Annotated in this window: 28 protein-coding genes; 9 read left to right on the top strand and 19 right to left on the bottom strand. The window is 70.1% G+C overall.

Annotated elements, in window-relative coordinates:
* The first annotated feature begins 1 nt into the window (after position 1).
* A complete protein-coding gene (locus E7Z54_RS11140; RefSeq protein WP_136433688.1) occupies positions 2 to 877 on the top strand; it encodes a MaoC/PaaZ C-terminal domain-containing protein in 876 nt (291 codons plus the stop codon).
* A 64-nt stretch (positions 878 to 941) separates the two neighbouring features.
* On the opposite strand, the gene E7Z54_RS11135 is transcribed toward E7Z54_RS11140, so the two are convergent.
* The 9 genes from E7Z54_RS11135 to E7Z54_RS11095 all read right to left on the bottom strand — a co-directional run bounded on the left by E7Z54_RS11135 (position 942) and on the right by E7Z54_RS11095 (position 8934).
* Complete coding sequence (locus E7Z54_RS11135) at positions 942 to 1844, bottom strand: acyl-CoA thioesterase (RefSeq protein WP_346763541.1); 903 nt, start codon at positions 1842 to 1844, stop codon at positions 942 to 944.
* The gene (locus E7Z54_RS11130) at positions 1841 to 2809 is read right to left on the bottom strand and encodes a PAC2 family protein (RefSeq protein WP_240769626.1); all 969 of its coding nucleotides are present in this window, start codon (positions 2807 to 2809) and stop codon (positions 1841 to 1843) included. The genes E7Z54_RS11135 and E7Z54_RS11130 overlap by 4 nt, the downstream gene beginning before the upstream one ends.
* Before the next feature lie 29 nt (positions 2810 to 2838).
* Positions 2839 to 4143: a hypothetical protein gene (locus E7Z54_RS11125; RefSeq protein ID WP_136433686.1), complete on the bottom strand. Its 1305-nt coding sequence runs from the start codon at positions 4141 to 4143 to the stop codon at positions 2839 to 2841.
* On the bottom strand, positions 4124 to 6034 hold the full coding sequence (dxs, locus tag E7Z54_RS11120) for a 1-deoxy-D-xylulose-5-phosphate synthase (protein ID WP_136433685.1): 1911 nt from the start codon (positions 6032 to 6034) through the stop codon (positions 4124 to 4126). Before dxs ends, E7Z54_RS11125 begins: the two co-directional genes overlap by 20 nt.
* A 50-nt stretch (positions 6035 to 6084) precedes the next feature.
* Positions 6085 to 7038 (bottom strand): SMP-30/gluconolactonase/LRE family protein, encoded by a 954-nt coding sequence (locus tag E7Z54_RS11115; protein WP_136433683.1) that lies wholly within the window; start codon positions 7036 to 7038, stop codon positions 6085 to 6087.
* Positions 7035 to 7463, bottom strand: coding sequence for an NUDIX domain-containing protein (locus E7Z54_RS11110; protein ID WP_136433681.1), 429 nt, complete (start codon positions 7461 to 7463; stop codon positions 7035 to 7037). Before E7Z54_RS11110 ends, E7Z54_RS11115 begins: the two co-directional genes overlap by 4 nt.
* A gap of 21 nt (positions 7464 to 7484) precedes the next feature.
* Complete coding sequence (locus tag E7Z54_RS11105; protein ID WP_136433679.1) at positions 7485 to 7889, bottom strand: YjbQ family protein; 405 nt, start codon at positions 7887 to 7889, stop codon at positions 7485 to 7487.
* 23 nt (positions 7890 to 7912) lie between these two features.
* Positions 7913 to 8527, bottom strand: coding sequence for a DUF3105 domain-containing protein (locus E7Z54_RS11100; RefSeq protein WP_136433677.1), 615 nt, complete (start codon positions 8525 to 8527; stop codon positions 7913 to 7915).
* 107 nt (positions 8528 to 8634) lie between these two features.
* Entirely contained in the window at positions 8635 to 8934 is a 300-nt protein-coding gene (locus E7Z54_RS11095) for a thiamine-binding protein (protein ID WP_136433675.1), read from the bottom strand.
* Between the two features lie 42 nt (positions 8935 to 8976).
* Between E7Z54_RS11095 and E7Z54_RS11090 the strand changes: the two genes are divergently transcribed.
* The gene (locus E7Z54_RS11090) at positions 8977 to 9228 is read left to right on the top strand and encodes a hypothetical protein (protein ID WP_136433673.1); all 252 of its coding nucleotides are present in this window, start codon (positions 8977 to 8979) and stop codon (positions 9226 to 9228) included.
* Entirely contained in the window at positions 9221 to 9910 is a 690-nt protein-coding gene (locus E7Z54_RS11085) for a hypothetical protein (RefSeq protein WP_136433671.1), read from the top strand. Before E7Z54_RS11090 ends, E7Z54_RS11085 begins: the two co-directional genes overlap by 8 nt.
* 100 nt (positions 9911 to 10010) lie before the next feature.
* On the opposite strand, the gene E7Z54_RS11080 is transcribed toward E7Z54_RS11085, so the two are convergent.
* Positions 10011 to 12839: an aconitate hydratase gene (locus E7Z54_RS11080; RefSeq protein ID WP_136433701.1), complete on the bottom strand. Its 2829-nt coding sequence runs from the start codon at positions 12837 to 12839 to the stop codon at positions 10011 to 10013.
* Positions 12840 to 13055: 216 nt separating this feature from the next.
* Here E7Z54_RS11080 and E7Z54_RS11075 point away from each other — a divergent pair, with 216 nt between their 5' ends.
* The 3 genes from E7Z54_RS11075 to E7Z54_RS11065 are packed head-to-tail and all read left to right on the top strand — an operon-like array spanning position 13056 to position 15629.
* Positions 13056 to 13862, top strand: a complete 807-nt coding sequence (locus tag E7Z54_RS11075; RefSeq protein ID WP_136433670.1) for an ABC transporter permease — start codon at positions 13056 to 13058, stop codon at positions 13860 to 13862.
* Positions 13855 to 14676, top strand: a complete 822-nt coding sequence (locus E7Z54_RS11070) for an ABC transporter permease (RefSeq protein ID WP_136433668.1) — start codon at positions 13855 to 13857, stop codon at positions 14674 to 14676. Before E7Z54_RS11075 ends, E7Z54_RS11070 begins: the two co-directional genes overlap by 8 nt.
* Complete coding sequence (locus E7Z54_RS11065) at positions 14676 to 15629, top strand: ABC transporter ATP-binding protein (protein WP_136433666.1); 954 nt, start codon at positions 14676 to 14678, stop codon at positions 15627 to 15629. Before E7Z54_RS11070 ends, E7Z54_RS11065 begins: the two co-directional genes overlap by 1 nt.
* A 7-nt stretch (positions 15630 to 15636) precedes the next feature.
* On the opposite strand, the gene E7Z54_RS11060 is transcribed toward E7Z54_RS11065, so the two are convergent.
* Positions 15637 to 17526 (bottom strand): ABC transporter ATP-binding protein, encoded by a 1890-nt coding sequence (locus E7Z54_RS11060; protein ID WP_136433664.1) that lies wholly within the window; start codon positions 17524 to 17526, stop codon positions 15637 to 15639.
* Positions 17527 to 17722: 196 nt separating this feature from the next.
* On the opposite strand from E7Z54_RS11060, the gene E7Z54_RS11055 reads away from it, so the two are divergent.
* Positions 17723 to 18298, top strand: coding sequence for a dihydrofolate reductase family protein (locus tag E7Z54_RS11055; RefSeq protein ID WP_136433662.1), 576 nt, complete (start codon positions 17723 to 17725; stop codon positions 18296 to 18298).
* A gap of 254 nt (positions 18299 to 18552) precedes the next feature.
* Here the strand turns inward: E7Z54_RS11055 and E7Z54_RS11045 are convergent, their stop codons facing one another.
* The gene (locus tag E7Z54_RS11045) at positions 18553 to 19140 is read right to left on the bottom strand and encodes an amidohydrolase family protein (protein ID WP_136433661.1); all 588 of its coding nucleotides are present in this window, start codon (positions 19138 to 19140) and stop codon (positions 18553 to 18555) included.
* A gap of 163 nt (positions 19141 to 19303) precedes the next feature.
* On the bottom strand, positions 19304 to 19618 hold the full coding sequence (locus E7Z54_RS11040; RefSeq protein WP_206056148.1) for a hypothetical protein: 315 nt from the start codon (positions 19616 to 19618) through the stop codon (positions 19304 to 19306).
* A 127-nt stretch (positions 19619 to 19745) separates the two neighbouring features.
* Between E7Z54_RS11040 and E7Z54_RS11035 the strand changes: the two genes are divergently transcribed.
* The gene (locus E7Z54_RS11035) at positions 19746 to 20711 is read left to right on the top strand and encodes an AraC family transcriptional regulator (RefSeq protein ID WP_206056147.1); all 966 of its coding nucleotides are present in this window, start codon (positions 19746 to 19748) and stop codon (positions 20709 to 20711) included.
* Between the two features lie 148 nt (positions 20712 to 20859).
* Here the strand turns inward: E7Z54_RS11035 and E7Z54_RS11030 are convergent, their stop codons facing one another.
* The 6 genes from E7Z54_RS11030 to E7Z54_RS11010 all read right to left on the bottom strand — a co-directional run bounded on the left by E7Z54_RS11030 (position 20860) and on the right by E7Z54_RS11010 (position 24355).
* Positions 20860 to 21309: a hypothetical protein gene (locus tag E7Z54_RS11030; RefSeq protein ID WP_136433657.1), complete on the bottom strand. Its 450-nt coding sequence runs from the start codon at positions 21307 to 21309 to the stop codon at positions 20860 to 20862.
* A gap of 180 nt (positions 21310 to 21489) precedes the next feature.
* Positions 21490 to 21756 (bottom strand): alkylmercury lyase, encoded by a 267-nt coding sequence (locus E7Z54_RS11025; RefSeq protein ID WP_136433655.1) that lies wholly within the window; start codon positions 21754 to 21756, stop codon positions 21490 to 21492.
* Positions 21716 to 22018, bottom strand: a complete 303-nt coding sequence (gene nrtS / locus E7Z54_RS24395; RefSeq protein ID WP_168798278.1) for a nitrate/nitrite transporter NrtS — start codon at positions 22016 to 22018, stop codon at positions 21716 to 21718. The genes E7Z54_RS11025 and nrtS overlap by 41 nt, the downstream gene beginning before the upstream one ends.
* Before the next feature lie 135 nt (positions 22019 to 22153).
* The gene (locus E7Z54_RS11020) at positions 22154 to 22924 is read right to left on the bottom strand and encodes a haloacid dehalogenase type II (protein ID WP_136433653.1); all 771 of its coding nucleotides are present in this window, start codon (positions 22922 to 22924) and stop codon (positions 22154 to 22156) included.
* A gap of 26 nt (positions 22925 to 22950) precedes the next feature.
* Positions 22951 to 23748, bottom strand: a complete 798-nt coding sequence (locus E7Z54_RS11015) for a Crp/Fnr family transcriptional regulator (protein ID WP_206056146.1) — start codon at positions 23746 to 23748, stop codon at positions 22951 to 22953.
* A gap of 19 nt (positions 23749 to 23767) precedes the next feature.
* A complete protein-coding gene (locus tag E7Z54_RS11010) occupies positions 23768 to 24355 on the bottom strand; it encodes a hypothetical protein (protein ID WP_136433651.1) in 588 nt (195 codons plus the stop codon).
* 433 nt (positions 24356 to 24788) lie between these two features.
* Between E7Z54_RS11010 and E7Z54_RS23755 the strand changes: the two genes are divergently transcribed.
* Positions 24789 to 24971, top strand: a 183-nt coding sequence (locus E7Z54_RS23755; RefSeq protein WP_206056145.1) for a hypothetical protein, incomplete at its 3' end; no start/stop codon positions are given.

The raw sequence follows: 24971 nt of genomic DNA, 5'->3' as shown, positions 1-24971 counted from the left end.
GATGGGCACGCCCGTGAAGGTCGTCGACGGTGGCGGCGGACTCGGCACCATGGTGAAGGCCGCCCTCCCGGCGGTCCCCGGGGTCAACCAGCTGCCCGGCGTGAGGAAGACCGGCAAGGATCTCCCCCCTCTGGAGCTGCGCCGCGAGGACGTCGCGGTCACCCGTTCCGAGGTGGACCGGTACGCGGCGGTCTGCGGCTTCCCCCGCAAGGACGTGGCCCCGGTGCCCTACCTGCACATGCTGGCCTTCCCCCTCCACATGGCGCTGATGACCGACGCCTCCTTCCCGTTCCCGGCGATCGGTTCGGTGCACCTGGAGAACTCCATCACCCAGCACCGTCCGGTCGCCATCGGCGAGACTGTGTCGCTGTCGCTGAAGGCCGCCGACCTGCGGGCGAGCACCAAGGGCCGCGCCTGGGACATGAACGTCACCGCGACCGTGGGTGACGAGGTGGTCTGGGAGTCGGTGTCGACGTACCTCCGGGTCGGGAAGGGCGACCCGGAGGCGGAGCCCGGCTCCACGTTCGCGCAGGTGCAGGCCAAGGGCCCGGTCTGGAGCGTCCCGGAGAACATCGGCCGGACCTACGGCGCGGTCTCCGGGGACCGGAACCCGATCCACCTCTACCCGTTGACCGCGAAGGTGCTTGGCTTCCCCAGGCACATCGCCCACGGCATGTGGAGCAAGGCGCGGTGCATCGCCGCGCTGGAGAACCGGTTCCCCGACGCCGTCAACGTGTCGGTGGCCTTCAAGAAGCCGATCTTCCTTCCCGGCAAGGTGCAGTTCGGCGCCGAGCAGAATCCGGCCGGGTGGGACTTCACCCTGGTCAACCCGAAGAACGGCGCGCCCCACCTGGTGGGTCGCACCACCGCCCTCTGACGTCCCCGCCGCGCTGCCGGCCGGCAGCGCGGCGGGAGGCGTCGTCGGCAGCTCGCTGGCCGCCCTACGCCGGAGACGCGCTCGGGTTATCCAACCGTCGGATGAGCCCTTCTTGGGCCACGGTGGCCACGAGCGTGCCGTCCTGGGTGAACACCCGGCCCAGCGCAAGCCCGCGGGCTCCCCCGGCCGAGGGCGACCACTGGTCGTAGAGCCACCACTGGTCAGCACGGAACGGCCGGTGGAACCAGATGGTGTGGTCCAGCGAGGCCATCTGAATCTTGGTCGGGTCGGTGTCCTTGTGAGCTGCCAGCGCGGCGCCGAGGAGCGAGACGTCGCTGGCATAGGTGAACGTCGCCAGGTGCTCCATCGGGTCGTCCGACAGTCGTCCGTCGACCCGGATCCACAGCTGCGTCTTCGACGGGTGGAGCGGGTCGGGGTCCAGGCCGTACGACGAGTTGCCCAGCCAGCGCACGTCGAGCGCGGCCCACTCCTTGCCCAGTCCGTCGTCCGTGCCGCGCTTCTGCATCAGCTCCACCAGGTCGAGGCCCTCGTCGGGCTGCTTCACCTGGGGCATCGCGTCCTGGTGCGTGAGACCGTCCTCCCTGCGCTGGAAGCTCAGCGACTGGTAGTAGATCGGACGGCCGTGCTGGCGCGCCAGCACCCGGCGGGTCGCGAACGACTTGCCGTCCCGGATCCGCTCGACGTCGTAGATGATCGGCACGTTGTAGTCGCCCGGCAGCAGGAAGTAGGAGTGCAGCGAGTGCACGTGCAAATCCTCACCGACCGTCCGGGATGCGGCGATCAGCGCCTGCGCGGCCACCTGGCCGCCGTAGACCCGCTGCCGCACGGTCTCGGGCTGCTTGCCTCGGAAGAGATCGGTGTCCAGTCGCTCGAGGTCGAGCAGCGACACCAGCTGCCGGGTTGCATCGCACATGTCGACGCCGCTGCGCTCCGTCTCCTCGCTCACTGGCCGCCTCCGGACTCCTCGGGGCCCTCGAGGCCTGCCAGGAACTGCTCGAACTGGCGCCCGATCTCCTCGCCGGTCGGCAGCGGCTCGTCCTCGGCGAGCAGGCTGCTGCCCTCCTCCTCGGCCCGGGCGAAGGTGTCGTACTGCTGCTCGAGGGCGACCACGACGTCGCGCACCTCCTCGTTGGACGCGAGGTAGCGGTTGATCTCCTCCTCGCGCTCCTCGGCCTGCTCGCGCAGCTCGGTGAGGTCGATCGTCAGCCGTGCCGCCAGCTCGACCTCCTCGAGCAGGGCGACCGACGCCCGCGGGTAGTCGAGCTGGGCGAGGTAGTGCGGCACGTGCGCGACGAACCCCTGCGCGTCGTGGCCCCACTCGCCCAGGCGCAGCTCGAGCAGTGCCTGCGCGCTGCTCGGGATGCGGAGCTCACCGCGCCACGGGCTGCTGCCCGTCAGCAGGCCGGGGTTGTTGGCGTGATGGGTGATGGCGATCGGCCGCGTGTGCGGCACTGCCATCGGCACCGAGCCCATCGAGACGACGAGCGCGACGCCGAAGCGCTCGACCACCTCGAGCACACCGCGGCAGAACGCCTCCCATCGGATGTCCGGCTCCGAGCCGTGCAGCAGGAGGTACGGCGACCCGCCCGTGTCGCGCAGCAGCCGGACCACGAGTCGCGGAGCGTCGTACTCCTCGTAGTGGTCGCGGGCGAAGGTCATCGGTGGGCGGCGGGCGCGGTAGTCGTGCAGCTGGTCGACGTCGAAGGTCGCAACCACGGCTCCCCCGCCCTCGGAGAACGCGCCCTGCCCGACCAGGTGGCTGCACGCGTGGGCGCCGGCGTTGCCGGCGTCGAGAAAGCCCTCCAGCGAGACGATCATCGGCAGTGCCTGCACTCCGGCGAGCTCCGGCACCTCGTCGACGATGTGGACCAGCCGCGGACCCGGGGACGAAGGCTGAGCTGGGGTGGTCACGGAACTACCCTAGTGGCGGCCCGGTGCGCCTATCGGTCGTAGGTGGTTGTCATCAGTGCCACACCGCGCTGCGTGAGCTGCGCCGGTGTGATGCCGAGCACCTCGGGGAGGACGTCGTCCTGGTCGGCGCCGTCCGCGAGGCGGTCGAGCAGCTCGAACAGCATCTGCTCGCCGTACGTGCTCGCGACGTACTCGCAGACCCACCAGGAAACGGCGTACCAGGCCTCGGCCTGGGCGCCGGAGAACTCCTCCTCCCCCGGCAGGTCCTCCGCGGCCCCGCCGACCGACAGGGCGCTCGCGGGGAGCCGACGACGGCCGGGCGGCATCTGCCGGACGGAGACGTACTCCGCGATCCCCTCGCTCAGCCAGAGCGGCGCGCCGTGGCCGCGCTTCCCGAGAGTGGCGTGGGTGAGCTCGTGCCGAACCAGCCGGCCGAGGACACCGGGCTCCACGTCGAGGACACGTGGATTGAGGAACATCCGGTAGGACGCGACGCCCTTACTGAGGTCGGACGCGTCGACCGGGACGGCGATGGTGAGCCCGTCGGCGCGGTCCGGATCGCCGACGGTCCGGCCGGCGAGGCCACGCAGGAACGCTGGGTCCGCCAGTGAGTAGACGACGACGCCGCTGCTCGACGGGGAGTCGTCGGCACCCACGACCGCGCGGACGTCGTACTGCCCGTTGCTGGCGGCCTCGACGACCGCCTCCGCGTGGTCGGCCGTGGCGTCGTCGAAGATGCCCAGCACCCCGACTGCCTGCTCGACGTGCACGCGTCCCAGGTCCCACGGCTGGGCGTTGCCCGGGCGGTCGGCCTCCCAGGCGTGGTCCGTGGTCGAGGCGATCACCATCCGCGCGCCGTTCTTCGAGGGCGTGAACCGGTAGCGGTCGAGAGTGCGCACCGCTGCGGCGTCGTACCCGTCCAGACGCAGGACGACGACGACCTCTGCCCAGTAGTCCCCGGTGCCGTCCTCGGGCGTGACCGTGTCGGCGTCCAGCCGCAGGCGCAGCACCCCGACCGGCAGCTGGGAGATGTTGTGGAAGTAGGTCACCTGCTGCTCGACGAGCGCGGCGTCCGAACGGTCGAGGGTACGACGGAACCGGGCCTCGTCGCGCTGGCGCAGCGCGGCCGCGCGGACATTGAGCGTGCGCTGCATGAGCTGCGCGACGTCGTCGAAGGCGCCACCGGAGGAGCTCGGCGGCGGGGCGTCGTCCGAGCACGCAGCGAGCGGCAGCAGGGCCAGGAGGACGACGGGCAGGAGCAGGAACCGCAGCGGATGGATCGCCGACGGGCGGCGGGTCGGGCTGCGGTTCGGGTCAGGCGGTCCCGTCCACATCGAGGAGCGCCCGATCCTCCGCCGCAGGCTCCGCTGTGATGTCGTGCAGCACGTCCAGCGCGATGGCCGACGCGGACAGCCCCACCCGCTCGAGGATCGCGGCGCGCTTCGCGTGGTCGAGGAACTCCTGCGGGATCCCGTGGAGGCGAACCGGCGTCCGCACACCGGCGTCGTTGAGCGTCTGGAGGAGCACGGCGCCGACGCCGCCGACGCGGCCGTTGTCCTCGATCGTCACCACCCGGCGGTGGGTGCGGGAGAGCTCGACCAGCGCGGGGTCGACCGGCTTGACCCAGCGTGGGTCGACGACGGTGACGCCGATCCCCTGAGCCACCAGCCGCTGGGCGACGTCCACCGCCATCGGCGCCATCGCGCCGACAGAGACGACGAGCACGTCGCGCGCGCCGTCCCGGACCAGCACGTCGCACCCGCCCACCCTGTCGATCGTCTTGATGTCGTCGGGCGGCGGGCCCTTCGGGAACCGCACCACGGTCGGCGCGTCGGAGACCTCGACGGCCTCGTCGAGCAGCTCCCGCATCCGGGTCACGTCGCGTGGCGCCGCGAGGCGCAGGCCGGGCACGACCTGGAGGATCGACAGGTCCCACATGCCGTTGTGGCTGGCACCGTCGTCGCCGGTGACTCCCGAGCGGTCGAGCACGAACGTCACGCCGCACTTGTGGAGGGCCACGTCCATCAGCACCTGGTCGAAGGCGCGGTTCAGGAAGGTCGCGTAGACCGCGAAGACGGGGTGCAGACCGCCGAGGGCCAGGCCGGCGGCCGAGGTCGCAGCGTGCTGCTCGGCGATCCCGACGTCGAAGGTCCGATCGGGGAAGCGGGCCTGGAACTGGTCGAGGCCGACCGGGTGCATCATCGCCGCGGTGATGGCGACAACGTCGGGCCGGCGGGCGCCGATCTGCACCATGTGCTCGGCGAAGTGGTCGGTCCAGATGAGGCCCTTGGGCCGCTCGAGCCCGGTCTGGACGTCGAAGGGCCCCGGCGCGTGGAACTGGTCGGCCTCGTGGCGCTCCGCAGGGTCGTAGCCGAAGCCCTTGCGGGTGATCGCGTGCACGATCACCGGGCCTCCGAAACGCTTGGCCTGGCTCAGTGCGTGCTCCATCGCGGCGCGGTCGTGGCCGTCAACCGGGCCGACGTACTTCAGACCGAGGTCCTCGAAGAGCCCCTGCGGCGCGAGTGCGTCCTTGAGCCCCTTCTTCATCGCGTGGAGCGCGTCGTAGGCCGCGGGTCCCACACCGGGCACAGCGTTGAGCCGCTTCTTGACCGCCTCGAGCACCGTCTCGTAGCGCGGGTTCGTGCGCAGCGCGGTGAGCGCCGTCGCGAGCCCGCCGATGGTCGGGGTGTACGAGCGCCCGTTGTCGTTGACCACGATCACGAGCCGGCTGTCGTGCTGGATCGCGATGTTGTTGAGCGCCTCCCAGGCCATCCCGCCGGTGAGCGCGCCGTCGCCGACCACGGCCACGGTGTGCCGGTCCTCGCCGCGGATGGCGTACGCCTTGGCCAGGCCGTCGGCGTAGCTGAGCGCGGTCGAGGCGTGGGAGTTCTCGACGAGGTCGTGATCGGACTCGGTACGGCTCGGGTAGCCGCTCAGGCCGCCCTCGCGCCGGAGGGTGCCGAAGCTCGCGGCCCGGCCGGTGACCAGCTTGTGCACGTAGGACTGGTGGCCGGTGTCGAAGACGATCTTGTCGCGCGGGGAGTCGAAGACCCGGTGGATCGCGAGAGTGAGCTCGACCACGCCCAGGTTGGGCCCCAGATGACCGGTGTTGGTCGCGACCGTCCGGATGAGGAGGTCGCGGATCTCGGCCGCGAGCTGGGTGAGCTCGTCCTCGGAGAGTGCGCGCAGGTCGCGCGGCGCGGAGATCTTGTCGAGGACAGCCATGCGCCCGAGTCTAGGTGAGGTGGGCGGGAGACCCGGCACTGGCGAGCCGGTCACTGCCGCAGATCGAGGACGGCGACCGCCGGCTCGTGGAGGCTGCCCATCCAGACCCTTCCGTCGTGCTCCCGGACCCCCGTCACCATGTGGAAGCTGAGCCCGGCTCCGGGCCCGTGCTCCCTCGGATCGACGTCGACGTCGTGCACGAGCTTCCCGAGGTCGTCGTACGCGACGACGCGGACGGTCCGCTTCGGCTTGGGCTGCAGCGCCTCCGGGATCCTCGTGACGAGCTTGCGCAACGGCATCGGCCCGCGCTGGACGCGCTCGACCAGCGGATCGGTCGGACTGGCGATGGTGATCCAGATCAGCCCGTCCGAGCCACGAGCGATGTTGTCGGGATAGCCCGGCAGGTCCATGCAGAGCCGGTCGCGCATGCCCCTGTTGGGGCCGCTGGTCCAGTACCTCACCACGGTGCGGGCAGCGGTCTCGGCCACGCAGACGAAGTCGCCGCGGGCTGACAGGGCGATGCCGTTGGCGAAGGCGAGTCCGTCGACCACGGTGGTGATCGCGCCGTCGGGGTCACGTCGGAGCAGCCGGCCGGTCCTGGTGTTGCGGACGAAGTCGTCCTTCCACCTCTCCAGCCCGAAGTGGGTCGAGGAGTCGGAGAACCAGATGGTGCCGTCCGGGGCGATGGCGGCGTTGTTGCAGAACCTCATCCGGGTGCCGTCGACCTCGGCGACGATGTCCTCGACGGCGCCGGTGGCGGGGTCCACCCACAGCAGCCCGCGGTGCGCGTCGCAGACGAGCAGTCGTCCGTCGTCGGCGAACTCGATGCCGAGCGGTCGGCCACCGGTGTGGGCCACCCGGTCGACCTTCGCGCCGTCCGGCGAGATCCGGAGGATCGCCCCGTCCGCGGTCCCGGTGAACACGCTGCCCTCGTCGGGTCCGGACGTGGCGACGACGACGTCCTCGGTGCCATGCCCGGGGACCGGGATCACGTGGAAGGTCATGGGATCAGCTCCTGGTAGCGGGCGGAGGCGAGGAACTCCGGAACGATTCGGCGCGCGGCCTGCGTGAGGCGCAGTCCGGTGACCTCCCGGGGGTCGACGAAGACGATCCGTCGACCCTCACCCACCACGACCTCGGCGTCCGTGGCGTCGGTCGGCGCGACGTAGACGCGGACCGAGTCCACGCTGTCGTAGGCGGCATGGAAGACCCCGAACTCGCGCCACAGGCGCAGCGCCGGCGGCTCGAGGCGAAGTCCCGTCTCCTCGACGAGCTCACGGTAGGCGGCGTCGTCGGCGTCCTCGCCGTCCTCGACGTGACCGCCCACGAAGCCCCAGCAGTCGGGGTCGATCACCGGGTGCTCGTCGCGCTCCTGGAGCAGGAGCCACCCCCGCCGGTCGACGAGGAGGATCGACGCGAACCGTTGCACGCCGGTCAACCTAGCGGTCGGTCAGCCGGCGAGGAACGACAACCGCACCTCGCGCTCGTGGTTGTCGACGTTCAGGTCGACCAGGCACACGCTCTGCCAGGTGCCCAGCGCGAGCCGCCCGCCGAGCACGGGCACCGTGGCGTACGGCGGCACCAGCGCCGGCATCACGTGCGAGCGGCCGTGGCCGGGCGAGCCGTGCCGGTGCTGCCAGCGGTCGTCGGCGGGCAGCAGGTCGCCCAGAGCCGCGAGCAGGTCGTCGTCGCTGCCCGCGCCGGTCTCGATGATCGCGATCCCTGCGGTGGCGTGCGGGACGAAGACGTGGAGCAGCCCGTCACCCCGGGCTCCGACGTAGTCGGCGCAGTCGCGCGTGATGTCGAGGACACGGTCCTCGCCCCCGGTGCGGTAGGTCCTGGTCTCGGAGTCCATGTCCTCGATCGTGCCAGCGCCGGTCAGGCGATCCGGGTGGTGTCGCCGACGTCGTCCGGCCGCACCCCGCCGTGGCAGGAGGCGAGCGGCTCGGGCGCGGTGTCGCCGGCGCCGTACTCCCCGATGAAGAGGCTGATCCGCGGGTCGTCCGAGCCGGTGAGCTCCAGCTGGCGGCCCCAGACCGTGATCACCACCGACGCCTCCTGGTCGGGGTACGGCGAGAGGATCCCGTCCTGGGGCAGCTGGCCCGCCAGCGCGGCGATCTCCGCGGCGTCCAGGTCGTCATCGCGGTAGGTGATCCACACCGTCCCGTGCTCGAGGCTGTGGACCATATTGGCCTCGGGGACCGGCTCGTCGTAGACCCCGCACTCGAGCCAGACCGGTGCGTGCCGACCTCCCACCGGCGGCGACTGCGGGTAGTCGACGGAGACGCCCGCGGGGAGATGGTCGACGGCGAGGTCGTCGTACTCCTCCACCGCGCTCAGGTTGCTGGTGTCGACCGTCGGGCCGGACGGGGCGGCGCGGTCGCCGTCCCCCCGGGCGACGGCGTCGTGGTCGGCCGACACCGCAAGCGGCACCAGCACGGCCAGGCCGACCACCAGGACCGCGGCGACCACGGCGACGACGACCGGCAGCATCCGTCGCCGGCGCGGCGCGGGCGGCGGTGGCGCATAGGCGCCGGGCGAAAACGGCGGTGGCGGCGGGAGGGACCCGGCGTGCTGGTGGGGCGGCGGGGGTGGCTGTGTCACTGCTCGAGGGCCCGCTCGACCCGCTCGACCTTCGCCGTCAGCTCCCCGCTGAAGCCCGGCCGGATGTCGGCCTTGAGCACCAGGCCGACCCGCGGTGAGACCGCGGCGACGATGTCGACGGCCTGCTTGACCACGGCCATCACCTCGTCCCACTCGCCCTCGATGTTGGTGAACATCGCGTTCGTCTCGTTGGGCAGCCCTGACTCGCGGACCACGCGGACGGCGGCCGCCACGGCCTCCGAGACGCCGCCCGTCTCGTCGGCGGCTGCGGGACTGATGCTGAAGGCGACGAGCATGTCCTCACGGTATCGCCAGGGCCTGCCCTCTATCGTGGCCGGATGGGTGCAAAGGCAAAGTCGCCGACACTCGCGCCACTGGCGGAGCTGCTCGGCGTCGACGAGGAGCAGCTCCTCATGCTTCGCAGGTACGACGCCGGCAAGATCGAGACGCTCCAGTCCGCCGTGGCCGAGGCGCTCGAGGCGGAGGACGCGGCGTTCGCGACGGCCTCCGAGGACGCACTGCGCCTCGTCCCGCGGCTGCTGCGCGGTCCGGCTCGGGCCATGCTGCTACCGGGCGGCCGCCGTGGCTGACCTCGCCGCTCGGATCGAGGTCGAGAAGCTCACGGCCGCCCTCGGCGTGACCGGCGACGAGCTCATGTTCCTCACCGCCAGCAGCCCCGACGAGATCAGGTCGCTGACCGGGGCGGTGCGCACCGCGATCGCCGAGCGCAACGCCGGTCGCGTCCAGCGGGTCGCCGGCCTCACCGGCATGGTGCCGACGTCCATCGCGAGCAAGGTGGCCCAGCACGCGTTCGGTCCCCGGCTGAGCGCCCGTGTCGCCGCGGTGATCGAGCCGGCCGACGCGGCCAAGCTCGCCGGACACCTGCCCGCGCCGTTCCTGGCGCAGGTCGCCGCGCGACTCGACCCGGAGCGCGTCGAGGGGCTGATCCGCGGCCTTCCCGACCAGCTGCTCGTCGACGTCGGCCGCCAGATCCTGGCCGATGGCGAGCATGCTGCGCTCGGTCGCCTCGTCGCCGTCGTCTCGACCGAGGTCGCGACCCGGGTGGTCGAGAACGCCACTGCCGACGAGCTGCTCCGTGTCGCTCTGTACGCCGACGATCCCGCGCAGCTGGAGGCGGTCATCGACGAGCTGTCCGACGAGCGACTCCAGGGTGTCCTCACGGCCGCGGAGCAGCTGGACCCCGACGCGCGCGGGCTGCTCGAGAGTCGGGTGTCCCCCGCCACCCGGGACCGGCTCACCGAGCGGCTCTGACCTCGCCGCGCGCGAACGCCGACGGCCCGCCCCTCACCTGGAGGGGCGGGCCGTCGGGTCTCGTGACGGTCGCTGCGCGACCTCCCCGACCTCCGAAGCGTCAGGAACGGCGCAGGTTGCGCAGCACGTACTGCATGATGCCGCCGTTGCGGTAGTAGTTGGCCTCACCGGGGGTGTCGATGCGGACCACCGCGTCGAACTCGACGCTGCCGCCGTCGGCCTTGCTCGCGACGACCTGGACCGTGCGCGGGGTGGTTCCCTCGTTGAGCGCTGTGATCCCGGAGATGGCGAAGGTCTCCTCTCCAATAAGGCCCAGCGACTCGGCGGTCTCGCCCTCGGGGAACTGCAGCGGGATGACGCCCATGCCGATCAGGTTCGAGCGGTGGATCCGCTCGTAGGACTCGGCGATGACGGCCTTCACGCCCAGCAGCGAGGTGCCCTTGGCGGCCCAGTCGCGGGAGGACCCGGAGCCGTACTCCTTGCCGGCCAGCACCACCAGCGGGATGCCGGCGGCCTGGTAGTTGACGCTGGCGTCGTACACGCTGGTCACCGGGGCGTCGGCCTGGGTGAAGTCCCGGGTGAAGCCACCCTCGGTTCCCTCGGCGATCTGGTTGCGCAGGCGGATGTTGGCGAAGGTGCCGCGGATCATCACCTCGTGGTTGCCGCGACGGGACCCGTAGGAGTTGAAGTCGCGGGGCTGCACGCCGTGCTCGGAGAGGTACTTGCCCGCGGGGCTGTCCTTCTTGATCGCCCCAGCCGGGCTGATGTGGTCGGTGGTGACCGAGTCGCCCAGCTTGAGCAGGACCCGCGCGCCCTCGATGTCGGTGACCGGGGTCGGCTCGTCCGGCATGCCGTCGAAGTACGGCGCCCGGCGGACGTAGGTCGAGTCCGGATCCCACGCGAAGGTGTCGCCCTCGGGGGTCGGCAGCGACTGCCAGCGCTCGTCGCCGGCGAACACGTCCTTGTAGGACTCGCCGAACATCTCCGAGTTGATGGCCTGGGCGATGGTCTCCTCGACCTCGGCCGGCGTCGGCCAGATGTCCTCGAGGTAGACGTCGTTGCCCTCGGTGTCCTGGCCGAGCGGGTCGCCGTACAGGTCGACGTCCATCGAGCCGGCGAGCGCGTAGGCGACCACGAGCGGCGGGGAGGCGAGGTAGTTCATCTTGATGTCGGGGTTGATCCGACCCTCGAAGTTGCGGTTGCCGGACAGCACGGACACGACGGCGAGGTCCGCCTCGTTGACCGCTGCGGACACCTCGGGGATCAGCGGACCCGAGTTGCCGATGCAGGTCGTGCAGCCGTAGCCGACGAGGTTGAAGCCCAGCTTGTCGAGGTAGGGGGTGAGGCCGGCTCGCTCGTAGTAGTCGCTGACCACCTTCGAGCCCGGGGCCAGCGTGGTCTTGACCCACGGCTTGCGAGTGAGGCCCTTCTCCACGGCCTTCTTCGCGAGCAGCGCCGCGCCGATCATCACCGACGGGTTGGAGGTGTTGGTGCACGAGGTGATCGCGGCGATCGTGACCGCGCCGTGGTCCAGCGTGAAGCTGGTGCCGTCGGCGAGGGAGACCTCGACCGGGTTCGACGCGCGTCCGGAGCCGGCCGCGGCCACGGGGAGCTCGCCGGGCGCCGGCTCGCCGTTGGACTGGGCGGCGTCGTGCGAGGGGCTGTCGGAGGCGGGGAAGCTCTCGTCCACGGCCTCGTCGTAGCCCTGCGGGCCGCCGGCGTAGTCCACCAGCGCGGCGCGGAAGGAGTCCTTGGCCTGGGTGACCGCGATGCGGTCCTGCGGACGCTTCGGACCGGCGATCGAGGGCACGACCGTCGTCAGGTCGAGCTCGAGCTTCTCCGAGTAGCGCGGCTCGGCCGACGGGTCGTGCCAGAGGCCCTGCTCCTTGGCGTAGGTCTCGACCAGGGCCAGCTGCTCGTTCGAGCGACCGGTGAGGCGGAGATACTTGACGGTCTCCTCGTCGATCGGGAAGACGGCGATCGTGGAGCCGAACTCCGGGCTCATGTTGCCGATCGTGGCGCGGTTGGCCAGCGGGAGCGCGGAGACCCCGGGGCCGTAGAACTCGACGAACTTCCCGACGACGCCGTGCTTGCGCATCATCTCGGTGATCGTCAGCACCAGGTCGGTGGCGGTCGCCCCGGCGGGCAGGTCGCCGCTGAGCTTGAAGCCGACCACGCGCGGGATGAGCATCGACACGGGCTGGCCGAGCATCGCGGCCTCGGCCTCGATGCCGCCGACGCCCCAGCCGACGACTCCGATTCCGTTGACCATGGTGGTGTGGGAGTCGGTGCCGACACAGGTGTCGGGGTAGGCCTGGAGCTCCCCGTCGACCTCACGGGTGAAGATCGTGCGCGCCAGGTGCTCGATGTTGACCTGGTGCACGATGCCGGTGCCCGGCGGGACGACCTTGAAGTCGGCGAACGCGGTCTGGCCCCAGCGGAGGAACTGGTAGCGTTCGCGGTTGCGCTCGTACTCGATCTCGACGTTCTTCTCGAACGCCTCGGGGTTGCCGAAGACATCGGCGATGACCGAGTGGTCGATCACCATCTCGGCGGGCGCGAGGGGGTTGATCTTCGTCGCGTCCCCACCCAGCTCGGCCATCGCCTCGCGCATCGTGGCGAGGTCGACGACGCAGGGCACGCCGGTGAAGTCCTGCATGATCACGCGGGCCGGCGTGAACTGGATCTCCTTGTCCGGCTGGGCGTTCTCGTCCCAGCCGGCCAGAGCCATGATGTCCGCTGCGGTGATGTCCGCACCGTCCTCGGTGCGGAGCAGGTTCTCCAGGAGCACCTTGAGACTGAAGGGGAGGCTCGCGACGGCGTTCGCCGGCAGCCCCTCCCCGGTGACCGCGTCGAGGCGGAAGATCTCGTAGGACTTGCCGTCCACGTCCAGGGTGCTCTTGGCGCCGAAGCTGTTCTTGCTGGCCATCCGCGTCTCCGTCTCCTCGTCGCTGCTGTGCGCTCGGGTGCCTGAGCTGTTCATCTTGCCGCCGCGCGTCGACGACCCGATAGTGAGGCGAACCTAAGTAGCGGCACGAACAGCCGATGTCAATGTCTTGACATCAAGATACATGACGTCGAGCCAGATTGCGAGGACGGGCGGCACTTGGCGTGCCACCGCGTGTCGCCGTAGGTTCTCCCCCTCATGCGCGCGACGACTCGGGTCTACTGGCGACTCCTCGTCGCGGGGTTCCGCCGCCAGTCGAGATACCGGCTCGCCGCGCTCGGCGGCCTCGTCGCCAACTCCACCTTCGGGCTGCTGAAGGTCGTGATCCTCTTCGCCACGGTCCGCGCCGGCGGCGGGGCGGTCGAGGGGTACGACGTCGGGCTGATGAGCGCCTACGTCTGGATCTCGCAGGGGCTGCTCGGCTCGGTCAACCTCTCCGGCCGCAGCGAGATGGCGGAGCGGGTGAAGTCCGGTGACGTGGCGGTGGACTTCCTGCGGCCCGTCGACGTCCAGGGCGCGGCGATCGCCACCGAGGTCGGCCGGTCCCTGTTCAACCTGCTCCCGCGCGGCCTGCCCGCGGTGCTGATCGGCGCCCTCGTCGTCGGCATGGCGATGCCCACCCACCCGGCGCCGTACCTGTTGGGGGCGGTGAGCCTACTGCTCGGCATCGTGGTCGCCGGCGCGACGGTCTACCTGATCGCGGCCCTGGGCTTCTGGCTCGTCGACACCCGAGGCCTGCAGATCTTCTACCTGGCGGTGTCGGGATTCCTCGCCGGCCTCTTCGTCCCGATCCCCCTGTTCCCGGCGTGGCTGGAGGCGCTGGCGCACGCCACGCCGTTCCCCGCGATGCTGCAGTACCCGGTGGACGTCATCACCGCCCGGGTGGATCTGGCGGCGTCCCTCGGACTGGTCGGCGCGCAGCTCGCGTGGCTGCTCGTGATCGGCGGGCTCGGGCAGCTGCTGACGCGCGCCGGACGCCGGCATCTGGAGGTGCAGGGTGGTTGAGGTGCTCGACCTCCGCACCCGGCTGCGCCCCTACCGCGCGGTGCTCGCCTCGCGCGTGCGGTCCCAGCGCTCCTACCGCGCCGGCTTCGCCCTCGACCTCCTCAGCTCGCTGCTGATCGGGCTCATCGAGCTGGCCGAGATCTGGGTGCTCTTCCACAGTGTCGTCGAGATCGGCGGCCTCCACTTCACCCAGATGCTGCTGGTCTTCGGGCTGGCCGAGCTCTGCTACTCGCTGGCCGACCTGTCCGTCGGGCACTGCGACACGCTGCCGAGCTACGTCCGTGCCGGAACGCTCGACGTCTTCTACCTGAGACCGCAGCCCCTGCTGCTCCAGCTGATCACCAGCGACATCAGCCTGCGGCGCCTGGCCCGAGTCGCCGTCGGACTGGCCGCGCTCGTCACGGGACTGGTCCTCAACGACATCGCCTGGAACGTCTCCGCCGTCGTGCTCCTCGCACTCGCCGTCCTCAGCGGGTACGCCATGTTCGCAGCGATGTTCGTGGGGGCGGCGGGCATGCAGTTCTTCCTGCTGGACGGGGCCGAGGCCACCAACGCCTTCGTCTACGGCGGCCGCTACGCGGCCACGCAGCCGGCGTCGGTGTGGGGTCGGCCGATCGTCGTCGTGTTCGGGTTCTTCTTCCCGATGGCGTTCACCGCCTTCCTGCCCGCCATGGCGCTGCTGGACCTGCCGGGCGCGGAGTGGATGCCCTCGTGGTTGGGCTGGTGCGCCCCGCTCGCCGCGGTGTGGGCATGGATCGTGGCCCTGCTCACCTGGCGGTGGGGAGTGCGGCACTACCAGGGAGGTGGCGGTTGATGGAGCCGATCATCCAGATGACCGGGCTCGGACGGGACTTCCACGTGCGCGAGCGCCTGCGCCGGCGGAAGGTGGTCGCCGTCGACGACCTCACCGTCGGTGTCGAGCCCGGGGAGGCGGTCGGGTACATCGGCGCGAACGGCGCCGGGAAGTCCACCACCATCAAGATGCTCACCGGCATCCTGGTGCCGACCCGCGGGGAGGTGAGGACCTGTGGGCTGCACCCGGTGCGTGAGCGACGACGGCTCGCACGTCAGGTGGGCGTGGTGTTCGGGCAGCGCTCCCAGCTCTGGTGGGACCTCCCGGTGCAGGAGTCGTTCCGGATCCTCGCCGCCGTCCACGCGCTCACCGGCGAGGCGGAGCGGGCGCGGACGGGTGAGCTCGTCGAGCAGCTGGAGATGGCCGACTTCCTCACCACCCCGGTCCGCCAGCTCTCGCTCGGCCAGCGCATGCGGGCCGAGGTGGCCGCGGCGCTCCTCCACTCGCCCCGGCTGGTGATCCTGGACGAGCCGACGATCGGTCTCGACGTGCTCTCCAAGCAGCGGCTCCGCGAGTTCCTCGTGGCCGAGCGCAGGCTGCACGGGACTACCCTGCTGCTGACCACCCACGACATGGGCGACGTCGAACGGCTCTGCGACCGGGTCCTGGTCATCGACCGCGGGCGTCTCGCGTACGACGGTGACCTGCCCGGCCTCTCCCGCACCGTCGGCGCGGAGCGGGTGCTGGTGGTGGACCTCAGCGAGCCGGTTCCCGATCTCCTCGACGTCCCGGGCACGCGGCACCTCGCCAGCGAGGGCCACGGCCTGAGGCAGCGGCTGGCGTTCGACGCGGAGGCGACCACCGCAGCCCGGGTGCTGGCCGACGTCTCCCGGCGGGCCGAGGTCCGCGACCTCGCCGTCGAGGAGCCGGACATCGAGGACGTCGTACGCCGGATCTATGCGGCGCGGCGATGACCGACCCTCAGCGGGCGACGGTCAGCACGTCGCCTCCGCCCTCGGCGAACTGGGTGCGGTACAGCTCCTCGTAGCGTCCACCGGCCGTCATCAGCGCCGCATGGGAGCCACGCTCCACGATCCGGCCGTCCTCCACCACGAGGATCAGGTCCGCCGCGCGGATCGTGGAGAGCCGGTGCGCGATCACGAGCGCCGTGCGGCCGGCCAGCGCCTCGGCGAGCGCGGCCTGGACCGCCGCCTCGGAGGTGGAGTCCAGTGAGGCGGTCGCCTCGTCGAGGATCACCACCTGGGGCTGCTTCATGAGCAGCCGGGCGATGGTGAGTCGCTGGCGCTCGCCGCCCGAGAGCCGGTAGCCGCGCTCCCCCACCACCGTGTCCAGACCGTCCGGCAGGGACCGGACCAGGTCGGCCAGCCGGGCGCGGGTCAGCGCGTCCCAGAGGTCCGCCTCGTCCGCCTCCGGACGGGCCAGCAGCAGGTTGCCCCGGATCGAGTCGTGGAACAGGTGACCGTCCTGGGTGACCATGCCGATCGCACCCCGGACCGCCTCCGACGTCAGGTCCCGCACGTCCACCCCCGCCAGTCGTACGGCGCCCGCGTCGACGTCGTACAGCCGGGCGACCAGCTGGGCGATGGTCGACTTCCCCGCACCGGAGGAGCCCACCAGGGCGACCACCTGTCCGGGCTCGGCGCGCAGGGAGATCCCGTGCAGGATCTCCTCGCCACCGCGCGCGTCCAGGGTGGCGACCGCCTCCAGGGACGCCAGCGAGACCTGGTCGGCGGCGGGGTAGGCGAAGCGCACGTCGTCGAGCTCCACCGCGACCGGGCCCTCGGGGAGGGCACGCGCCCCGGGCCGGTCCTTGATGAGCGGGTCGAGATCGAGCACCTCGAAGACCCGCTCGAAGCTCACCAGCGCGCTCATCACCTCGACCCGCGCGCTCGCCAGCGCCGTCAACGGGGCGTAGAGCCGGGTCAGCAGCAGGGACAGGGCGACCACGTCACCGGCGTTCAGCTGGCCCCGCAGGGCGAGGACGCCGCCGAGACCGTAGACGACGGCCACCGCGAGGGCCGAGACGAAGGTGAGGGCGGTGACGAAGACGACCTGCACCATCGCGGTGCGCACGCCGATCTCCGCGACCCGCTCCGCGCGCGCCGCGAACTCGGCCGACTCCTGCTCGGGCCGGCCGAACAGCTTGACCAGGGTGGCGCCGGGCGCGGAGAACCGTTCGGTCATCTGGTTGCCCATCGCCGCGTTGTGGTCGGCGGCCTCGCGCTGGATGCTGGCCAGTCGGTGCCCCATCCGTCGCGCGGGAACCACGAAGACCGGCAGCAGCACCAGCGCCAGGAGGGTCACCTTCCACGAGATCCCGATCATGACGGCCAGCGTGAGCACCAGCATCACCAGGTTGGCGACGACCCCGGACAGGGTGCTGCTGAAGGCCCGTTGCGCGCCGATCACGTCGTTGTTCAGGCGACTCACCAGGGCACCCGTGCGGGTCCGGTTGAAGAACGCGACCGGCATCCGCTGCACGTGGTCGAAGACTGCCGTGCGCAGGTCGAGGATCAGTCCCTCGCCGATGCGCGACGAGAGCCACCGGGACAGCAGGCCGAGGCCGGCATCGGCGACGGCGATGCCCGCGATGCCGAGCGCCAGGAGGGACACCTTCCGCGACGACTCGGCGTCGACGATCGCGTTGACGACCGCGCCGGCCAGGACCGGCGTGAGAACCGCCAGGGTCGCCGTGAGGACGCTCAGCACCATGAAGCCCACCAGTTTGCGATGGTGCGGACGAGCGAACGCCAGGATCCGGCGCGCCGTCGCCATGCTGAACCGGCGATCCTCGTCGGGGCTGTGGGCGCGCCGGTACAGCTGGTTCCAGGCGATCGACTCCATGCTCATTCCGGGCTCCGTTCCTCGACAGCCGCAACGGCCGCTTCTCGACAGTAGGACCTCAAGTGCAGTTGAGGACAAGCCCGTCGACCGGTCAGTCGCCGATACTTGAAAAAGAAGGTCGCGCCCGCCTGTCGTATTCCCCACTTCCCGTTCGTGGCGTAGGTGAGAAAGACTCAGACCACTCGTCACAAGGAGCATTCAGATGCGCACGCTGATCTACACCGCCTTCGTCTCGATCGACGGCGTCGTCGAGGGCCCTGGCCCGGAGCCCGGTTACCCCAACAGCGGCTGGACGTTCCAGGACATCGAGTTCCTCCCCGAGGTCTACGACCTCAAGGCCCGTGAGCAGGAGGAGGCTGGTGCCCTGATGCTCGGCCGTGTCAGCTATCAGGCGTTCGCGCCGGTCTGGCCGTCGATGACCGAGGAGTTCCCTCGCTACAACGCGATGCCGAAGTACGTCGTCTCGACCACCCTGAAGGACGAGGACCTCGTCGACAATTGGGGCGAGATCACCATCCTCCGCTCGCTCGACGACGTCGCCGCGCTCAAGCAGACCGACGGCGGTCCGATCTCGGTCCATGGCTCGGCAACGCTGGCGCACGGGCTGGCCGACGCCGACCTGGTCGACCGCTACCACCTGCTGGTGTTCCCCACCGTGCTCGGCGCGGGCAAGCGGATGTGGAGCGACACCGCCAAGGACCGCCAGAAGCTGGAGCTCGTGGAGAGCGAGGCCTACGCCAACGGCGTGCAGAAGCTCTGTTACGACGTCGTCAGGTAGCCGGCTCGAGGAGCGCCACGCACTCGACGTGGTGCGTCATCGGGAGAGGCCGATGGTGCTGAGGGTGAGTTCGATCGTTTGCGGTCAACGGCGTTCAAGTGAGGGAACCGGCGGCTGACCTGCGGTTTATCGCCAGCGAGCCTGTCGTTGTGCTTCCAGAGGATGCCCTAGTCACAGCCCAGCTCGAGTGAGTTCGCCAGTCGGCCGAGCTGGTACTCCCCCACGTCGAAGTAGTTCTGCGAAGGCCGAGTGACTTACCCGATGCGGTAGACGGAACTCGCGACGTCGTGCGTGAGCTTCCTGATGTCTGCATCAGAGCCCAATACATCGGTGACGACCCGCAGCGTGGCTGGAAGGGTAAGTCCGGGCTTGTCGATCGGATAGTTGGAGGCCCACATCGTGCGGTCCGACCCGAAGCAGTCGTGCAGATGGCGGATCAGCGGCGCTGCTCGGTCGACGATCTCACCGACCGATGCCGCGCTGATCGGACGGCTGTGCTCACCACCGAGAACCGGCATGCCGAGCCCTGAATGCTTGGCCACGACGTTGGGGTGGTCGGCAAGCGCGGCGACGTTCTTCCGCCATGCGTCGAGCTGCGCCGCTCGCTGGTCGGCGGTCCGTCCGACTCGCCGCCCACGGGGGCCGAACAGTCCGACCGGCGTCGCGTAGTGGTTCAGAACGAATGTGGTCTCGGGGTACTCGGTGACGAGCGTGAGCGCATCGGGCAGATGATGGTCGTAGCACCAGATCTCCATCGATAGACCCCGGTCAGCGACAGCGGTGAAGCCTCGCAGGAAGGTTCGGCTCTTGAGGACGTGCGGGCCATCGGCGAAGTCGCGCACACCGCGGTGGGGTGGTGTGAGGCGGAGAACCGTACGCCTCGGACCAGTGGAGAGGCTTCGAGGTGGGCGTCGAGGACTCCCGCGGCATCTGACCGTCGGGGGTCGACATGGGCGACGATGGCGCCGAGGTCCGGGGTACCGTCACGACCGAACGGCAGCGTCGTCAGCCAACGGGTCTCAGCGACCGTGTCCATGTGCTCGCGCTCGGGCCAGGCGGCTTCGATGTGCACGATCGCGCGTACCGGCAGCTCGCCCGCGTCACGCCGGCTGGCAGGAACAGGTTCCACAGCCCATCCGCGCGGGCGCGGTCGCGCAGCTCAGCAAGGACCGGAAGAGGGGTCCACGCATCGTCGCCGCCGGACCGGATCTGAGCCAGCTCGCGGTGGTAGCCCTGCTCGATCGGCGAGATGTGGTCGGCGATGAACGCGGCGACCGCTTCGGTCAGCTCCGCCGCTCGCGATGAGGGTGTGAAGTCCATGCCCTGACGGTAGATCGGGAAGCGGCGATACTCTTGATATATCGCGCCACAGAATTGACCTATCGCGCCACAGGGAGAGTCGTCATTGGCTTGGGTACGTTCCGCCGGACTTCGCGGTGTGCGGCTTGTGATCGAGGAGCTCGGCGGGGATGCCGAAGGGTTTGCTCACCGATGCGCGCTGCCCAAGGGTGCGCTCGACAACGACGAGCTTCTCGTCCAGGACACGGCGATCGCGGCGATCCTGGAGACCGCTGCGCGCGAGCTTGATTGTCCCGATCTCGGATTGCGGGTGGCCATGCGTCAAGACCTCAGCATGCTCGGGCCACTCGCGCTGGTACTGCTGAACTCCCCATCGGTCGCCGACGCCCTGGACTGCACCTCGAAGTACCTGTTCGTCCATGCCCGCAACCTCGGCCTCGCGCTGGTCCCCGACCCTCGTGGTGCGCACGGCGTCCTCGGAATCCGCTACGGATACCCGCCCGGCGTCCAGGCGCCGCCCCAGAGCATGGATATGGGGCTGCTCTTCCTGCACCGAGCCCTCACGAGCCTCATCGGGCCACGTTATGGGCTACGCACCGTCGAGATCCCCCACGCCCCCGCCGCACCGACAACCCGCTACCACGAGCTGTTCGGTGCCAACGTCCACTTCCGGCAGCCCGCTGCCGTCCTTCGGGTATCGAGCGACCTCGTACAGCGTCCGCTGGCCGGAGGTGACCAGATCGTTCGCCAACTCGCCTTGGCACACCTCGAGTCACAGGCACCCGAGGTCCGCCGCGCCGTCACCGGGAAGACCAGAGCAGCCCTGGCGCAGTCGCTCGGCACTGGCGCCACGACCGTTGACGCGGTCGCGCGGCTGCTTGCCATGTCATCACGTACCTTGCAACGCCACCTCGCCGCCGAAGGCACTACCTTCGCTGCCGTGCTCGACGCCGTGCGCCGCGAACGAGCCGCGAGCCTCCTCATCCAAACCGACCTGCCGATCGCGCAGATCGCGTCCATCGTCGGCCTCGGGGACGCAGCCACCCTCAGCCGCTACGCCAGACGGTGGTGGCACACCACCGCGCAGAAAGTCCGCATGACAAAGACCGTCTGACGAAGGGGGCCACAGAACACGTGGCCGATTGACCGGCCGAGCAGCAACCTGCTCTGGAGGACGCAGTACCCGTGCATCGGCAGTAGCGCGTGCTGCCCTGGTCAAGGGCGCCCTATTCCCGCTCGCGCTCACCGTCTAGCGCTTTCGCCTATGAGGCAAGCGTGCGAGCAACCAGGTCGGCCTCGACCGCGGCCACCGCCTCCTGCGGGCCGGCGACATCGGTTGCGAGGACGAGCCCGTCGCAGACAACGGCGCAAGGACTAGTTGCCCGGTGCACCTGTCGCAGGGCATCTCGTCGGCTCATCCCCCTGCGGCGGGCGTCGCGCCATACTGCCGGGAGGAGCCAGGCGGTGTTGCGCGGATCCACCACCGAGACCTCGATCTCGTCCTCGGCATACCGCTCCCGCAGTGCACGGTAGACCGCCCCCATCACCTGCATGTCGACCCGCGCATGTGCATAGGGGTCCTCCCCAGTGCTGCATACCGACTCGGCGGCCACGCTGCTGAACCGGCCGCAGCAGCCGGAGCCGCCGACCTGCTGGTCCCACTGACGCACCAGCAGCACCCGAGGGCGTCGAGCTTGCGCCGTCCTGCTCATGGCGACCTACCTCCTCTGCTGTCCAGGTTCCCTCTCGAGCAGCTGGAAAGCCAGCGGCACGGCCCCCGCTCAGGGTGATCCTGGCCGACGCCACAGAACGACGCGAGCAGCTCGGAAGACAGCTTGCAGTGGCCGACGAGTTCATCGACCGATTGGGGCGAGAGCTGACGTGGGCGGCCGTCACGAGCTCAGCTCCCTGACCGCGGCACGGATCTGCTCCTGCGAGGGCAGGTCCATCCGGCATCGCGGCTCCCCCTCGACAGGCCGGCCGGTGGCAACGTCGACGCCGCCGATGACCAGCGTGGGCGACGGGTAGTCGCCCACGACAACCTCGACGGGCTCGCCGACGCCGGCCTCGGCAAGGCAGCGCTCGACTGCGTCGATGAGTCGGTCCACCAGCGGGCAGTCAGGCACGTGCAGTATCTGGACCATCGTTTCGTGAGTCACGACCACCTGCCTTCCTTCCGAGGGGGTGCGGCGCACCGCTGGGCGCTTTGAGATATCCGATGCTCGAGACCACGTACGGGATGGCGTAGTTGGCCAAGGCGCGGAGGACCGTGACCAGGTCGACCTCACGGGCGAGCAGCTGCGAGCCCTGATTCACCGCGAGCAGGATCGTTCCGACCACGAGCGCCACCGGAGCGGCGACATGACGGGTTCGCCCGCTCAGAATCGGCCAGCACCACGTGGCCCAGAGTGTCGGTCGCATGTGCTGAGCATGATCCGACGAGGGCCCAGGTTCTGTGAGCGTGCCCACAGAACGCCTGTCGGACTGCGGAGACTGGCGGCCTCTACTGCCCGAACCCATCCCGCTCGCACGCGAGGTGAAGGACCTCGTCAGCGCTCAGTCGGACCGGTGCGGCCGCCGCGGGACGTCGAAACGGCTCAGTTGGTCAGCCAACTCCGTCAGCGACCGTACGTTGAGGTCCGGCGGCCTGAAGTACGCCGGGTAGGGGGCTCCGGTCCGGTTGATCCACGCCGCACCGAGTCCTGCCCGCACTGCACCGTCGATGTCCCACGGATGGACAGCGACGAGCATGGCGTCCATCGGGTCGGTGGCGCACCGATCGAGGGCGTAGGCGTAGGAGTCGGGGGCGGGCTTCCAGACGCCGGCGCCTTCGACGGAGAGGGTCGCCTCGAAGTGACTGCGCAGACCGGCCCGATCCAGGAGGACTTCGGCGACGGACGCCGCGCCGTTGCTGAGAGTCACCAGGCGGATCTCCAGACGGCGCAGCGCCCGCACCCCGTCGGGCACGTCGGAATGCACGGTGAGGGCAGCGAAGCCGTCCATGATGTGCCGGACCGCGTCCTCGATGCTGCGGTTCAACGGGCTCTCGTGCAGGGTGCCGCGCAGGGCCTCGGCTGCGATCTGCCCGAATGGCTCGCTCGCCCCTGAGACGGTCAGTGCGAAGCCGTCTCGGAGGAGGCTGGCGAACCAGGTCGCGGCCAGGTGCGCTGGTGCGCCGACGTCTTCGAAGCGGCCGCGCAGCGACGACATGTCCGAGAGTGTCTCGTTGACGTCGAAGAGGATGAGGGCCGGTGCCCTGGGCCCGTCTGGGCTCACCGGGTGGTCCCTGCTAGGAATGCGGTGGTCCGCGTGCTGCTCGTCAGTCATGATCCTCCTCGCTCGCCGGCGACTCCCTAGCCGCCGATCGTGCGGAGTCCGTCGAGGTCGAGGACGGTTATCCGGCCTCGACCGAGGGTGATCAGCCCCTGGTCCGCGAGGTCGCCGAGCACCTTGGTGGTCGTCTCCCTCGAGGTGCCGGCGAGCGCGGCCAGCTGCTCGTGGGTGATCCGCACCTGTCCCCCGCGCCGGCGGCTGCGTCCCTCGGCCAGAGTGGCGACCGTTCCCGCGACCCGCTCGGGAACGGACTTGAAGACCGCGTCGCTGAGGCGACGCTCGAGCTCGCCCAGGCGGCGGCCCATGGTCTCGGCGATCCGTGTCGCGATCCGTGGATCGCCGAGCAGCAGTCGACGGACGTCGGTCTGGCTCATCACGCAGACCACGACCTCCTCCATCGCCTCGGCGAACGAGCCGTGCATCTGCTGGCCCACAGCGACCATCTCGCCGAAGATCGTGCCCGGTTCGACGATCGCGGTGGTCAGCGCGCGACCGTCCTCGGAGACCCGGAACATCCGGATCCGGCCCTTCTTCAGGATGAACAGCGCCTCCACGGGCTCATGGGGAGTGAACACGAGGGTCCCAGCCGGATAGGTCCGCATCGGGGCGGCCTGGGCCATCGCCGCCATCTCCTGCTCATCGAGGTCGCAGAAGATGTCGACCTCCGACATGCACCACAGCCGGTCGGGGTTGTCCGCTGCCTGCTGCATCTGCATGTCGTCCTCTCGTCGTCCCGGCGCCCACGGCCGGGCCTGGCCGGCGATCACCTCGAGGTGGTCGCCGGTGATGCAGGCCAGGGGACCGCCCGTCACTGTCATCGTGCCATCACCGGGACGGTCAGGCCCGCTCGCGCAGGCCCGCCGCGATCAGCAGGCCAGTGACCAGGCCGAAGAGCAGGTGTTCGCTGAAGAAGACACCCCACCCGGCCATCGCGGCCATGTCGGCGATCGGGTTCATGCCGGCCATCGGGCCCTCGCCAAGGTCGCCCACGCCGAAGATCGACGCCGCCAGAGGGAGGCCGACGAGGGCGCTGAACACGAACACGAGCGCGCCGTAGACCAAGCCCACCGCTGCCAGGATGGCGACACCGAGCCGCAGCTTCGCCACGGCCAGGCCGACGATCGCGCCGAACACGGCACCGGTCATCATGTGGATCACAAGTCCGAGGACTGCCACGCCACCCGTGATCACGAAGGCGTCATCCTTCTCCATGGCCGCCATCATCGACTCCATCATCCCGGTCGGCTCCGCAAACAGAGTCGCGATGTGATGGAGCGGGGTGAAGAAGCCGGTGTCCTTGAGGTAGGACGCAACCATGGCGTATATGCCCATGGCGATGGACGCGACGACTCCGGCACCGGCGCCATAAGCGGCGCCGCGCACCAGGGCCTTTCTGGTAGCAGTGGAATCCGTCGTGGTGCTCATCGGTGACCTCCTTGGGTCAGGTTCTTGCGAACGTGTGGCACCAGCGTGTCGCGGAGGCAGGGCGCTGGTCGGTAAGCGTCATCACACAACCGCGGGCAGGTGAGGCAGCGCGCGTCACACCGCGCTCACTTCTTCGGTTGCACGGGAGCGGGCCGGACTTGGATGCGCTGCCAGTCGCCACGAGACGGCATTGTCAGTCAGAAGGTCGGCAAGCTGCACGACCAGGAAGCCATTCTGCGCCGTCGAGCCGCCACCCGGCCCGCGCGGGACCAGCGGCGGGCCAGCGGCGGACCAACTGCCGGACCAAATGCGCTCCACTTCTGGGCTCCTCGCCGGAACGGCCGCAGGGTGAAGGGCATCATCACCCGGGGGGTCCTCGCAGGTGTTGTTTCGGGACTCCATCCCTCCGAGGAGAGAAGTTGTCATGACGCGCATGCCTGCACCACCGAGCCGCACGACCGCGGCAGCAAGGTCGCTGCTTCGGCGATGGACGATCATCGTGATCTCGTTGCTGGTGGCGGTGACCGGCCTGGGTGCCGTCGCCGGGCCGGCCTCGGCTGCGACGGTGTACGAGATCAAGGGCGAGTGGGTCAGCCCCCCCGCCTCCATCTCACGG

The organism is Nocardioides sp. (assembly GCF_004803405.1).
Lineage (GTDB): Bacteria > Actinomycetota > Actinomycetes > Propionibacteriales > Nocardioidaceae > Nocardioides > Nocardioides vastitatis.
Note: the sequence above shows the minus strand (reverse complement) of the source record. Positions and strands in the feature narration are given on the sequence as shown.